Origin of the sequence: Paenibacillus sp. RC67 (assembly GCF_030020805.1) — a bacterium.
Classification (GTDB): domain Bacteria; phylum Bacillota; class Bacilli; order Paenibacillales; family NBRC-103111; genus Paenibacillus_S.
Genome location: NZ_CP125098.1, coordinates 6,053,984 through 6,069,076 on the forward strand (window position 1 = coordinate 6,053,984; position 15,093 = coordinate 6,069,076).

Consider the following 15,093-nt stretch of genomic DNA (forward strand, 5'->3'; position numbering starts at 1 on the left):
TAATGTCAATCCGCTGTGACGACCACGCTGGTCCCACTCCATTTTCTAAAATAAAGGCCTTCCCTAAGCTCACAGCTTTAGGAAGGCCAATCATTATGGATAATCCCAAGACTTTATTAATAGACTCTTGAGGGATAAAGAGCTATGGGATTTGTTAAATTAGGTTATTCTGTGTCACTTTAATTACCACATTTCCTTTTTTATGCCCTTGCTCCACATATCGATGAGCCTCTTGGATTTGTTCCAGAGGGTAGTATTTATCAATGACCGATTTTAGTCGGCCTATCTCAATGAGTTCTTTTAGAAAAATTAAATCATCCGTACGTACCTGAGCCATTCCCTGTCCAATAACAGACACATAAGTCCCATTCGGTGCCAGTGCTTTTTGGGCACTGGATTTCGTGATTTTCCCAACTGCATCGAAGATGAGATCATAACGCTCTCCACTCTTTGTAAAATCCTCATTTGTGTAATCAATGGCCTTATTGGCTCCCAGAGATTTCACCAAATCCATATTGGAAGAGCTGCATACCCCCGTAACTTGAGCTCCAAAATACTTCGCAAGCTGAACTGCCGAAGTCCCTGTTGCTCCTGAAGCTCCATAAATAAGAACCTTTTGCCCGTTTTGAATGCTTCCTTTTCTAAGAAAATGCAATGCGGTTGTTCCCCCGAAAAGAACCGCAGCCGCTTCCTCATAGGACATATTGGAAGGCTTTAAAGTCACCCACGCATCCTCAGCCAAACAGATATATTCAGTATAGGCACCAAATCGCATACCGGTAAAAGCAAAAACCTGGTCACCTTTCTTAAATCGCTTCACCTCTTTACCTATATCCTCTATTTCACCTGCCAACTCTACACCAAGTATTGATTTTCTTGGTTTTCTTATTCCTAAAAATAGTCTCATGGGGATCCATAACAAGAAAGGGCTTTTGCAGGCTCGAACTCGGCAGTCTCCTGACGTTACTGTTGTCGCATGAACTTTTATTAGTACTTCATTATCCTTTGGAGTGCATTTAGTAATCTCTTTAAGCTCTAAAACATCCGGTGATCCGTACTTTTCATATACAATTGCCTTCATGAAATTCCTCCAAACTCATTTTGCAATTAGTATAGCTTGAGCACGGTATCGACCTGTAGATACTAAAGTATTGTTTTACATTTAGCTGCATGTTTTATCGGATAATCACAACAGATTCCACTCACGCGCACGTGCTACGGCTTCCGTACGGCGACCAACCTGCAATTTGTCAAAAATAATCCGGGTATGCCCTTTAACCGTAGACAACGCGATGAAAAGGCGTTCGCTAATCTCTCGATTCGAGAGTCCTTCTGCTATTAGGCGCAGCACCTCCAGCTCACGCCCACTCAACGGCTCGATAAGGGACTTGGTAAACTGGGCTTGGCGCTGATCCGACTTGACTTCACTTTTCAGCTCCACCGATTTGAATTCAGACAGCAGCTTAACTAGATAGGTCGGCATCATTTCATGATTAGCCGCTTCGCATAGCAGTCTGTACATCAGAATACCTTCGTCGACAAAAGTTCGGATGAAGCCACCTGGCTCCGCCATCATCAAAGCAACTGCAAGGAGTTGTAAGGCTCTTAGCTTTTCGCCGTGAGCATGCAAAGCAACCGCTTGAATAACCATCACTTTAAGCCGCTCATCCTCCAGGCCCCTAGCCTCCGCCTGCTCACGCAGTGGTTCCAAAACCGTTAGTGCTGCTGAGGTATCCCCTTGTGCCAGATATACCCGAGCTTGGCTAATGGGAAGCTCATCCTTCTGCGCCAGATGAGTGGCTTGCGCCAAACTGCCCTCGTGAAGAAGAATAAGGACTTGCAAAGCAGCAATATAGGGTAACTGTTTCACGAATTGCTGCTGTTGAGCGTGGTGGTTAGCTCTAGCTAAAATAGCGGCCGCGGTGCTCAACTCTCCCCGAACAAGCATCAATCGGGCGAGAAACACCTCACTCGCAACACCTCTGTCTGTACGCTCGAACTGCTTTGCCAGTTGAACAGCTTGCTGAATGTGCTGCAAAGAGGCATCCAAGTCGTTCCATTCATATAATATACGAGCTAAGCCTAGGTGAGCTTCGCAAGCTACCGGCAGTGGAGGATTCCCGGCCATATCCAGAACTCGCCGATAGCTCTCAGCAGCCTCATAAAGCTGATTTGCTGCCTCTTCTATGTTTCCAATACCTAGTGTAGCCAATATGGTAATCATAACATGGCCTATCTTCTGACTGATCGATAAGGCTTCTGCATAAGCTTTGCCCGCGGCAGCACGCTCCCCTTGGAGCTGGTAGGCGTACCCTAGCGTCCAGATAGTGGCTGTGCGGACTGGCAGGTTGTCTGGGCGCAAATAATCCAGAGCACGATGCGACTCGGTGATAATAGTTTCCACTTCATGCTTACTGACAGCTAACGTGGCGCGTATGGAGGCAACATGCCCGATAAGATCTCGGGACTTATTGTCCTGTTCAATTCCTTGCAGAGCTTTTTCGGCAGCTTGCAGCTTCTGTTCAACCTCCGTCATTCTGCCCACCATCAGCAATACAGAAGCATACATCACCCACAGCGAAGGTCTAGCATCCATTTCCTCGTTTGGTATGGAATCCAGCCATTGGATGACAGGGGCAACCGCTCCGCGAAAAATCAAGGGCATCCCATCTCCCTCCATCAGGCGAGCCGCGCGCTCGATATCCTTGGCTGCAACAGCATGGTGAAAAGAATCCACCGCAAGGTTATGGTTTTCATACCATATGCTTGCACGCACATGTAATCCAGCTGTTACCCTTTCATCATTTCCTGAATTTGAGATGATGCTTTGGTGCAGCTGTTTTTTCAGCAAATCAGCAAAAAGGTGGTGATAACGGTACCACCGTCGCTCGTTATCCAATGGGATAAGGAATAAATTGGCATGCTCTAGGTATTCCAAGGTATCTTGCCCGGAAATAAAGGAACCGGAGTGCTCCTCAACCTCACAACGAAGAATGGCATCGCAAAGAGGACCGCATAATCGGTCAAGGATGGATGTGTGCAGCAAGAATGATCGAACACTTGCCGATTGCTGCTGCAGCACTTCTTCTACCAGGTAGTCTAATAAGAAACGGTGGCTGCCAGTGAAAGATTGGATGAAGCTTGTGGGATCTTTATGTCCCTGCATGGAAAGCGCCGCTAATTGCAGTCCTGCAATCCAACCTTCTGTACGGGATTCAAGTAGGGCGACGTTTTCCGATGAAAGGTTTAGCTCCATCACCTCGCCTAGAAATTCGGCCGCTTCGGAGGAGGTAAAGCGCAAGTGCGCGGTGTTTACTTCGGTCAATTGATCCCTGACTCGTAACCGCGCCAAAGGTAGACGTGGATTCTTGCGAGTAACAATGATCAAATGCATTTGGGGCGGCATCCGTTCGATCAGCAAGGTGATGGCATGGTCAATTGGTCCGGCAGCAATAACGTGGTAATCGTCTAGGACAAGTATAAAATGGTCTCGTATGACGGTCATTTCATTGATCAAAGTCGTTACTATCGATTCGATTGGTGGCAGCTGAGTCGTTTGTAGTAAGCCCAAAATACCTTCTCCAATATTCGGCTCAATCGTCTGTAAAGCTGCGATGAGATATGTAAGAAAGCATACAGGGTCGTTATCTCCCTCCTCCAGCGACAGCCAAGCGGCTGGTTGTGAACAACAGGAGAGCCATTGGCTGACAAGCGTAGTTTTACCACTGCCGGGGGAAGCAGACAGGAGGGTCAGCTTGCGTTGTACTCCTTCGTTTAGTAGCTCTATGAGACGGGGGCGAAGGACAGCTTTAGACCGAAGCGGCGGGATATATAGTTTAGTGGACAATATGGGTATAGACATCATAACCACCGTTCTACGCTGTCATTTGCAGCGTTTTGGATACGTATAATTATTATGTTTCGACAGTTTCAATATATTTCCCTTTTGCGTCTTTTTCCAGAGCCAATAGAAGAAATTACTCTTTAGGCTATCTACATTGAATGAAAACATTCTTATGTGGTACAAAAAAAGAGGTTATCCCCCATACAGCCTGTTCGACTGTTTGGAGAATAACCCTAATGTCCACTATCCAATGATCTTTATATTACTTGCTCTTTTGTGCCAGCATTTTCAGCAGCACCGTTACAGCCTCGGCTCTCGTCGTTGGGGCCGTAGGAGCGAATTCATTGTCGCCTTTACCTTCGACCAGTTGCTGCTTCTTCATCGCTGCTACTGCACCTTTGGCCCATGCTGGAACATCCTTATCATCAGCAAAACCGGTTACAGTATTGGCTTCGATAGTCAGACCCAGAGCGTTGGCGAGCATCACGGCCATCTCTGCACGTGTAATTTGTGCATCCGGACGGAAGCTTCCATCCTCATATCCTTTCACAATCCCTGCTTGATATGCTTGAGCGACTGCTTTCTGTGCCCAGCTTCCAATCTTCGCTGTATCTGTGAAAGTCAGTGCCGCACCTTCGCCTTGCGGTTTCAATGTGTTCATCAGCATAACGGCAAATTCCGCTCTTGTCACCGTATTATTCGGCTTAAAGGTGCCATCTGGATAACCACTGACGATTCCATTGCCAACCGCTTTTTTGATGTTAGCCTCTGCCCAATGTCCGATGATATCACTTAAGCTAACTGTTGGCTTATCTGTCATTGAATCTACCGCAAATACCGCATATTTCGTAAAGTGGTCTACTTCTGCGGTTATTTTATTTCCGTTGATCTTGCTTCCTTTCACTTCTACCCATACCTTTTTCACTTCATCATAGTAGAAGACACCAGCGGTTTGATTATTCTTCAAGCTTGCTGGATTAAAGGTGAAGGTCAATGTGACCGGATTGCTGAAGTTTTCCGGGAAGTTCTTCAGAATCTCAAATATCGAGCTGAGCAGAGCCTCTTTATTCTTAAGAAGAGCTTGTGTGTCTGCTAATTTCTCAATCGTTAACTTCAGTTCTTTGCTGCTAGCATTGGACGGAATCGAGATAACGATTTCACTGCCTAAACTAACTTCGCCCGACTTGCCTGCAGGAAGTGTTAGCTTACCATCTGTTGCGGTCATCTTCGTGTCGCTAGGAGTTGTAACGCTACTACCACCACTGCTAGGTCGGCTGCTGCTACTGCTAGGTACGCGGGTTACTGTTACGTTATAGGTTTTGGTGGTGCCATCTTGTGCTGTTACTACGATGTTAATGATATTGTTACCTATTTGCAGATTGATAGGTCCGCTGGCTTGACCGCTTGTCACTGAATTTCCGTTCACTGTCATGGTTGCATTCTTATCGTATACACTTGCCGATACCGTGATGCTTGATAAACCGCTAGCTACGCTCGACGTGTAAGCAGTTGTGCCGGATGCGAATGCAGGGCTTAGAATTGCGTTCGACAAGGTCAACGAGCTTAAGTCTGCGTTGGTGTTTGCCGCTTGTAGACGATTCACTGTTACACTGTAGGTCTTCGTTAATCCGTCCTGCGCTGTCACTACGATCGTGATAGGATTGCTGCCCACTTGCAGGTTAATAGGTCCGCTGGCTTGACCACTTGTCACTGAATTTCCGTTCACTGTCATTGTGGCATTCTTATCGTATACGCTTGCCGTTACGGTGATGCTCGATACACCACTAGCTACACTTGATGTATAAGCAGTTGTTCCGGAGGCAAACGCAGGGCTTAGAATTGCATTCGACAAGGTCAGCGAGCTTAAGTCCGCGTTACTGCTTGCTGCTTGTGCACGATTTATGGTTACACTATAAGACTTCGTTGTTCCGTCCTGCGCTGTCACAACGATCGTGATAGGATTGCTGCCTGCTTGTAAATTAATAGTTCCGCTGGCTTGACCGCTCGCCACTGGATTACCGTTTACCGTCATTTTAGCATTCTTATCGTATACACTTGCCGTTACGCTAAGGATTGACACAGCTGAAGCTACACTCGAAGTGTATTCTGTTGTGCCAGATGCAAATACGGGACTTAGCGTACCACTCGACAAAGTCAGCGAGCTTAAGTCTGCGTTGCTGCTTGCTGCTTGTGCACGATTCACGGTTACACTATAAGACTTCGTCGTACCATTCTGTGCTGTCACTACGATTGTGATAGGATTGCTGCCTGCTTGTAAATCAATAGTTCCGCTGGCTTGACCGCTCGCCACTGGATTACCGTTTACCGTCATTTTAGCATTCTTATCGTATACACTTGCCGTTACGTTAAGGCTTGACACAGCTGAAGCTACACTCGAAGTGTATTCTGTTGTGCCAGATGCAAATGCTGGGCTTATGGTACCACTCGACAAAGTCAGCGAGCTTAAGTCTGCGTTGCTGCTTGCTGCTTGTGCACGATTCACGGTTACACTATAAGACTTCGTCGTACCGTTCTGTGCTGTCACTACGATTGTGATAGGATTGCTACCTGCTTGTAAATTAATAGTTCCGCTGGCTTGACCGCTCGCCACTGGATTACCGTTTACCGTCATTTTAGCATTCTTATCGTATACACTTGCCGTTACGCTAAGGCTTGACACAGCTGAAGCTACACTCGAAGTGTATTCTGTTGTGCTAGATGCAAATGCAGGGCTTATGGTACCACTCGACAAAGTCAGCGAGCTTAAGTCTGCGTTGCTAGATATAGGGTTATTGTCCAAAATCGTTAGTTCATATGCACCGGCAGCTTGCTGAACCACACCAGCTGAAACAAACGTGCCATCGACAGAAGTTGCAGTAATTGTAACATTTCCTGCTGCAACAGCCGTTACCTTACCAGTAGAATCTACAGTTGCAATAGCCGGGTTGCTTGATGTCCAAATAACATCTTTGACAGTTGCAGTGTTCTGTGTAATTTGCGCCTGAAGCTGTACTGAACCTGTTGAGCTCAGGGTTGTTGGGCCAGAAATAGCAACGCCGGTCGGAGGCATATATTGTGGATCTGCCTCAGGGGAAAACAGGACGCAGCTTCCAATAAGTATTCCATGCATTGGTTGATGTTCCTGTCATATTGCCATTCCCAGCAATTCTAATAAACCGTGCTTGTACAGGTGAATCAAATGTAAACGTCTGTAAGGTGTTATCTGCTGGTGATGCATTTGCTGCATTAAGTGTAAGTGCGTTGATGTACGTATCCGAACCGTTGTTCCATGATGTTGGCGACGCTGTAGTATCGCTAACTACGGTTCCCGAAGGAACATGCATCCAATTTTGCCCATCTAACGAGTATTCAATTCTCAACTTATAGGTGCGGGCGCTGGTTGCCTGTTGTACAAATCCAATCTGCACTCCATTTACCGTTTTCGCAGTTTCCCCCAAATACATTCTAATCCACGCCGAGCCGCTAGCTGCCCAACGAAGCGAGGTTGCACCGGCATAATCAGCAGGATTCAATACATTTACTGCATAGTTAGAATTGCTCGAATCCACTTGTTGATCGCTAGCAATTATGATAGGCGACTTTTGAATAACCTTAAACGAAACACTATAAAAGTTTTTTACGCCGCTTGCATCCGTCAGCGTAATTTGAGCCGCACCGCTGTTTATATCTTTAGGATAATCAATATCAACAGTAACTCCAGCATCAGATTGGGCGGTTATCTCCGCTTTTTTGGTGTACTCATAGTCAAGAGGCAGCGTAACGGTGTAGCTGTAAATATCCGGCGAAAATCCGGAAACCGCTTGCCCATCGACTGTTAGACTATTTAGCTTCGGTCTTTGAGCGCTTGCTTGATCATCCATAGGAGGAACCGTTTTTTCTGCAATAATAGCAGCCGCTTGTGAGCCATGGCTGTTAACCAGCTGCTGAACATAAAGGCTGTCCGGCATATGGTTTGCCACTGGCGTCACTTTTTGTGACATGCTGTATTCGTATGCCCCAAAATTCGGTACCTTGCCGCCATTAAGCCCTGCACTGGCCATATTGTCGGATGTATCTTTGTCTGGTTTCTGCCGGCCAGTCGAAGAGTCGGTAGCAGATCCCAAACGATTGGTGGCGTTATCAAATAAATGCCCAATCACATAGTTTGGCGAGAGCTGAGGCTGTGATGCTATAAACGGACCGGTGAAGTTATACAGCATATAGTTAACCCCTGCCCAGCCGTGGGACGTCCCCATGTTCCATCTGTTTTGCAAGTATATACGTGCAGCAACATTGTCGTATAGCCCTCCGGACGACCATCGGAAATGCGGTTCAGACGCATTGGATGTGTACTCGCTTGTGCTATCGTAGAATACATTAGGACCGGAAGTGTACGAATCAACTATGAATGCATGACGCATATATCTGGAGTACACACGCTGTGTAAACATATATTCTGAATTTTTATAATAAATGGAATAACGACGCTCTCCTGCATCCATGAGGCTGACAGGATCCAGAACGCTACCGTCTTGTACAGTTATATTTCTGGAATTTCCGTCAGTAACAAATGCGCTGTCGATGTGGTATGTCGTAAAATTGCGCATCCATCCATCACGAACGTTAACCATCGCAACAAACACTTCCGCATGGTTTTCGTCATTATAGGACAAGAAATTTTTACCATATCTCGATAAGGTAGGCTTGGTTGTATTATAAAAATGCGAGATGCCCTGAATATTTTCAACACCTACATTACTTATACGACCGCCCTCTGCTGTTTTTACTATTTTGGAGATGCCCCAACGCATATCGAGATTATCGGAGATCGGCTCTGAAAACGTTATCATATTTGCAGTCGCATCGATGTTCTTGATAGTGCGTTCAGCCGTGAACGGTACGCCGGCAAATCCGCTCTCCAGGTTGCCATTAGGCAACCAGTTGCTTGCACCATCTACCTTGTCCATGTACATTGCTTTTACCCAGTTAGTGTTGATCGCCTTTTGTACGGTTACAAGATCACCAACCGAAAGACCGGATACACTTGCAACGTGTACGGAAGATTGCCCGGCACCCACGTATTGATCCGTGATGGTAGTGGACGCGGATGTGGTTACGCCTTGTCCATTAAAGTTTATTAATGTACTGCTTGAACTTTTCGTATATGGACTTCCTGAAGTAGAAGCATGATCTGACGGCGGAGTAAAAGAATCCGTTATCTTCCAAGTCGAAATCAGCTTGGTAACTCCTGGCTCAGCTTCTTCACTTGCTATTTGCTCGTCATAAGGATTTGTAGTGGTTCCATCTCCAACAACTGGAGTGACGGTTCCCGCACCTGCTCCACGTATAACAACACCTGATGTTGTCACATTAAGTGGCTTGCTGATGCGGAACACCCCTGGCTCCAAATATACAGCACCTCGGAATCCGTCCGCTTGAATTGGATACCTCGAGACATAGTCAATAGCATCCTGTATGGTTTGCCATGCATCTTCGGTATTTTTGGCAAGTGGCGATACCTTAACACGCACCGGCACATTCGGGATAGCTACACCGCCACCTTTGTAACCGACAGCTGAATAATCCATAACTTGATTGCCTTTGTAATCCGGAATATAAGTTATTCTACCGGAAGCGTCCATCTGTATTGCAGGATACACATTATTATCCCAAGAATCTGGGCTCACATTGGCAACGTTTGCATTATTGGAATTTTGAATATTAGGATTCGATTTGTAGCTCGTAAAATCATCAATCGCTGTAAAGTAGTAGTTGTCATATAACGTATTTCCATTGTTTGTTAACGTTAATGAAACTCTATAGGTTCCTTTAGTCAGTGCTACCGTATCTGGAATAGAGATTACAGCGTTCCCGCTTGCATCTACACTAGCTGCTGGGAAGTTATGTACCGTAGAACCGTTTGGCGCAATGAGCGTCCCAGCAATGGAAGTTCCTGCAAGCGCTTTCGATACATTGAAAATTGGAAACTTGCTGGAGGCTGCATTCCCATCTATTACAGCTGGGCGCCCAATGGTGAGACTCATTCCTGGATAGCTTGGTGTAACAAGTGCATAGCCGCTGCCACGGTTATTCAAAAAGGTATCAGCATACATAGGTGCTGTTACATTTATTGTATATTGCTGAGTAGATCCACCGGAAAAAGAAAACGTCAGTAAAGTGTTACCAGCCGGCAAAGAATCAAGAAACACATTTGTAAATGTAACCGTTTGCGAATCTCCTGATATCGCGCTAAGGCTATAATCTTGATTTTGAATAAGTGACACAACATCTGTACCCGAATTCACCTTTGCAATTCCTGTCAGGGAAGTGCCGTTAAATGTGATCGTTGTAGAAGAAGCGCTGCCAGTCCCTTTCACATATGAGCTCGACATTGGTGAAATCATCGGGGTCGTTGGGGTGCTTAAAATTTTAAGATTGGACATTCCAAGTGTACCCGTGTCAGTAGTAGAACTAATCGTATAATGGATCATAACATAACGTGCAGTTACAGGTGCAAATGTTCCGGTAGTTGTAAATGTCCATTTTGTTTTATCATTATTACTGGGCATTGAAGAATTCCAATTTGGGTCACTGGCATCGCTACCTGGAACGTTCACTTTCTTGGCTAATGACCAGCTACTGCTCCAATTATAAGCAACAAGACCTGAATTCTTAGTTGCTGGAAGCCCGTCCCAAACACTTTGAGTCGAATTATATAATACTTCAAAATCAGACATACGATTTTTCACGGCAGAAAAACCCGCTGGTATGTCAAAGCTTACTTCATCAAAGGTTTTTTCCCCTCCTAAATCAACAGCTAGCCAAAGGGAACCGGTTTCACCGGAAGCTGGAAAAACATTTGCGGCAGTTCCACCAAATTGCCAGAAATCGGAGCCATTATGAGCAACGGCAAAAGGTGCTTTTTTAGTACTGTTTTCCGAACTTACCTTAACATTTGTACCAGTAGTCAATGTACTCGGTGCAATGTCTGTTTTACCTGATGCTGCCTGGGCAGCCCGTGGCGGTACAACACACAGACCGATAATAAAAGTAAATACTAACAGAATAGATAGAGTCTTATTAATAGTCTTATACAATAGTGCTCACTCCTCTTAAATCGCTTTCATTTCCAAAAATGACCAATAAACTTCCAATTAACTTAACAACCGGTGGAATCACCCCCGAATCTTTAAGATTTACATTAACATAAAAAAAATCAATTCAATATCGTTAGAAAATGAAAAAATGTTGTTAAATTACGATGAGAACAATGAAACAACATTTTCTGTGAAAAAAGGGGATTGGAGTGTCAAGTTAATGGAAACTTGTGGAATTTTGCAGTAAAAAGACTCTCAAAAGCCGACTGCTTTTAAGAGTCTTTCTAATCCCCCCGCCTACCTGTGGTGCGCGATGATAAGGAAATTTTTAGGAAGCGAGCCCCTGATATTTTTCATTTAATGCGATCCAAGAACGACGCATATGTAATTTCTTTGAATTCTTCTTTCCAAGGAGAAATGGCTTGCAATTGCTCATAGATCCCCTCCGCTTTTTGGAGACATACGGATTGGACAATTCGGGCATATTCCAAGCATCCGGAATCATGAATCATTCGAACAGTGGCTTCTTTCTCCTGCCAAAGGAAGTCTGCATTCATTTTGCCATCGTAATAGTCCTTGAATTGGCTAAATGCAGGATCATCAATGGAGAGTAAATACAAGATAGGGAGTGTGCGCTTTTTATTCAACAGGTCGCTTTTCACATCATATTGAACCACGTCTCTCATATCATTTTGAATCTGATGAATAAGTCCGATGCAATCCGCCAGATCGTTTAACTGTTCCATCATTTCCGCCGTGCAATCCAAAGAATAATACCCCATAAAACACGCGAACCGGAATAAGGAACCGGATTTCTCTTGTGTCATAAGCAGGTAGTCATCTACCGAAGATACCGAATTGGTCACATCCTTTTGTTGTCCATTCACCGATCTTGAAATGATTTTGCTCACCTCGACGAGCCATTTATCTGCGACCTGCAGCTGTCCCAATTCTCCAATAACTCCCATAAGCATGGCCAAGAGGGCATTTAACGTAATAGCCTGCGGGCACTGCATCCATGTTTTGCTGCTATGATCTTGATCCTGTAAATCATCCATAATATCTAAAGCTAAAATGATCAATTCCGTCACTGCGGCCATACGATGAAGATGAGGTGAGTTGCCCCCTAACATATAGTGCGTACAAACCGTGATCTTCGACCATGAGGCGTTTTCTTGCTCCTTGTCCGCGATAAATGATTTAAGCAGTGCATTTAAATCCTCTACATAAATGTAGTCGTCAACAATGCGATACATATGATGCTTGATATCCTGATTCAATTGCCTCGCCCTCCTGAGCTTACTGATTGTTTATAACCTTCTCATAAATCTTGCGTAAATAACTATCAACCATTTCTTCCTCCTTCAGCACACAGTCTGCCCAGGCGTTTCCCCTTCCAGATGGGCCGTAAGAAGATCATGCAGATTTAACCTCCTCCACCGGTATCGAGATGACGACTTTCATTCCTCTCCTGGCTTGAGTGATGAATTCCAATTGTCCGCCCATATGACCAATTCGGCTTCTTATTTGTTCTATCCCCATTCCCGAAGAACCGACTCTCTTTTGCCGCACTTCTTTGTCGTCAAACCCCACCCCATCGTCTTCATAACTCAAGCAAAATCTTTCATTGGCTTCTGTGATTTGGAACATGACTTTGGTAGCTTGTGAGTGCTTTTTCGCGTTGTTAAGCAGTTCCTGCACAATCCGGAAAATATGTCGTTTGGTCAGCAAATCTTTGCTTTCAATAGCATAAGCTTCTTTTACAATAAATTTAAGCTGAAACGGAGTCGTGTAAGCCTCTTTCTCTAAATACATCTCCAACGTTTGAATCAAACCAACCTCTTTAAGCAAATGGGGATTCAACTCAAAGCAGCTTTGGCGCAAACCGGCATTAATCATTTCTACAAATTGAATCATGGAGCTCAACTGCTCCTGATCTTCTTTATGCAGGGCATATTTTTCTCCGAGTGCAGCCAATCTTCTATTAAGAAAGAAAAGATCCTGCATCGTTGTATCATGAAGATCCATAGCGATTCGGATCCGTTCCTCCTCCTGTAATTCAAACATCACCTTGCGAAACCATTGAATATCTTGCGCTGTGTTTTCCTGGGGCAGTTGGGAAGCCAGCTGCTGCAGCCTCACGGTGAGCTTGCGGATCAAATGAACATTCTCCAAGCTAACTTCCAAATAGGAAGTAATCAGGCGCAGCCATTGAATCTCTTCCTTGCCAAGCAGCATGTTCGTTTTTTTTCGTGTGATGACCAAATAGCTCGTGTACGCTTCATGGCTATTCATCTCAATGAACGTATAGAGCGGATGATCGGGCAATAAGGGCGTATTGACAAGCTTCTGAATTTCTGCAGCATCGAGCTCCCCTTCGTAGATGATTTCGGTCTCACTCTTGTATTGAAATACAATAGCAGCCCCCATAACCTGAAGGGTCTCCACAATATCGACGAGAATAATATCCTTCAGTTCACGAAAGCTGGAAATCGTTCCAAGGTTTTTGGAAATTTTCTTCAAAGCCGATTGCAGTACGAACTTCCTTGGGAACAAAAACGACTCCAATCGCATGGTCCAATATTCAGCTGCATACAGCACCGATGTAAGCAGAATTAACGAACCGACGAATATAAACGAGATTTGCTTCTCGTCTGTCGTTTGGTGAAAAAATAAGATAAAAGTCCCTGTAAACAAGCTCACCGGAATGACTGCCAGCAGGCCGGCGAACAGAATTCGCCGAATCACAAGGCCAACATCATACAACTGATCCGAAGCAATCAAATAAGCAAAGGAAATTGGAAAAAATAAAATGATCCAACTAGTATAAACTGCATCCAGAAACTGGTACTCCATAATTACTTTCGGAAGAAAGGAATAGCAAATAACGGGTAAAAATGAGATCATCCATGACAGCCATACGCTCTTGATAATGCTCGTGATGTAAGATCGTTGTTTCCGGACTTTTACATAAAGGATTGTTAAAATGCCCATATTGAATAAAAATCCGACCATGAAAAAGCTTAAGGTAACCGAATTATGATAGCGAAATAACGTATACGCCATAGGTGGATAAAAATACAGACTTCTTATACCGAAGCTTAGAGCAACAATCGAGTACAAATATTTTAAAGGCTTGGAGGGTAAGTTTATATTTCCTTTCTCGTTGAAAAAAATAACCAGAAAATGATAGAACACGATCGGCAGCAGCATCATCAGACTGGCGATGATAAGCTTCCCGACTGCATCTCCTCTCACGGAAGCACCCATACTCATATAAATGATAGCCATAGTCAGGAAAACTGCTGAAAGCAGCCGAGCTGAGGAAGAACCACGCATTTTAACAAAAAGTAAAATTGCCATAATCAGGCATACGGACTCTTCGATAATCGGTACAATATCATAGGAGATATCGCCCCTAATGCTGTTCACATCGATTGTATACTCCCTCCCGTCTCTAACAATAACGAAGTTCTGGGCTTGCTCAATCGTTCGCCATTTATAAACGAATGATGATTCTTCGGGAGGCTTCCCATCCACTTGCTGTACGAGATCTCCGAGTTGCACGTCAAGCTTCATACCAGCACCTTCGGGAGATAGCTCCTTAATAATCCACTGCTGCTGCGGGGTCGGCTCAAGATAAATTCCGATATAGGGGTAGTGGAACGTAATGAACGAGCACCAAATTTGCAACGTGACAAATATCAACAGGTACAGTCCAAGTACATATTTAATTTTCGACATGGTCTTCCTCCATACTTCAATAATTTGCTATAATAGGAAATGTAATATAAAAGTCTCATTAAGGAGGTGATACTATGCTTACCATCCAGATCAATCCTAATTTGCAAAAGGCGGTACATACATTGAAAAATGTCGATGTACGCGAAAATAAAAGCCTTTCCATCACTGAGCTGTCTCTGTCTAAAGAAGAATCTTCCGCACTGATTAGCACCTTCAATCGCCCGGCAACAAGAAAAACCGATCTGTTAGAACCTAGGAGTCAATGGTAATGAAATTTAAGTATTATTTTACCAAATAAAAAAGGAATGTATAGCTAGCGGTTTCGCTAATCATGCATTCTTTTTTTTTCGTATATTTAGAATTGCAAAAATTTCCTGCTATCATCCTATGAAAAAGGGTTATTCTGCA

Annotated in this window: 7 protein-coding genes; 1 reads left to right on the plus strand and 6 read right to left on the minus strand. The window is 44.5% G+C overall.

The window, feature by feature from the left end; genetic code table 11:
* Positions 1–154: 154 nt before the first annotated feature.
* The 6 genes from QMA13_RS27530 to QMA13_RS27555 form a co-directional block, all read right to left on the minus strand.
* On the minus strand, positions 155–1,081 hold the full coding sequence (locus QMA13_RS27530) for an NAD(P)-dependent alcohol dehydrogenase (protein WP_282936882.1): 927 nt from the start codon (positions 1,079–1,081) through the stop codon (positions 155–157).
* A gap of 105 nt (positions 1,082–1,186) precedes the next feature.
* Entirely contained in the window at positions 1,187–3,847 is a 2,661-nt protein-coding gene (locus QMA13_RS27535; protein WP_481858035.1) for a winged helix-turn-helix domain-containing protein, read from the minus strand.
* 259 nt (positions 3,848–4,106) lie between these two features.
* Complete coding sequence (locus QMA13_RS27540) at positions 4,107–6,974, minus strand: cadherin-like beta sandwich domain-containing protein (protein ID WP_282936883.1); 2,868 nt, start codon at positions 6,972–6,974, stop codon at positions 4,107–4,109.
* On the minus strand, positions 6,931–10,941 hold the full coding sequence (locus QMA13_RS27545; RefSeq protein WP_282936884.1) for a discoidin domain-containing protein: 4,011 nt from the start codon (positions 10,939–10,941) through the stop codon (positions 6,931–6,933). Before QMA13_RS27545 ends, QMA13_RS27540 begins: the two co-directional genes overlap by 44 nt.
* Positions 10,942–11,294: 353 nt before the next feature.
* The gene (locus tag QMA13_RS27550) at positions 11,295–12,221 is read right to left on the minus strand and encodes a polyprenyl synthetase family protein (protein WP_282936885.1); all 927 of its coding nucleotides are present in this window, start codon (positions 12,219–12,221) and stop codon (positions 11,295–11,297) included.
* 136 nt (positions 12,222–12,357) lie between these two features.
* Positions 12,358–14,685, minus strand: coding sequence for an ATP-binding protein (locus QMA13_RS27555; RefSeq protein WP_282936886.1), 2,328 nt, complete (start codon positions 14,683–14,685; stop codon positions 12,358–12,360).
* A gap of 74 nt (positions 14,686–14,759) precedes the next feature.
* Between QMA13_RS27555 and QMA13_RS27560 the strand changes: the two genes are divergently transcribed.
* Positions 14,760–14,954, plus strand: a complete 195-nt coding sequence (locus tag QMA13_RS27560; RefSeq protein WP_282936887.1) for a hypothetical protein — start codon at positions 14,760–14,762, stop codon at positions 14,952–14,954.
* Positions 14,955–15,093 lie beyond the last annotated feature (139 nt).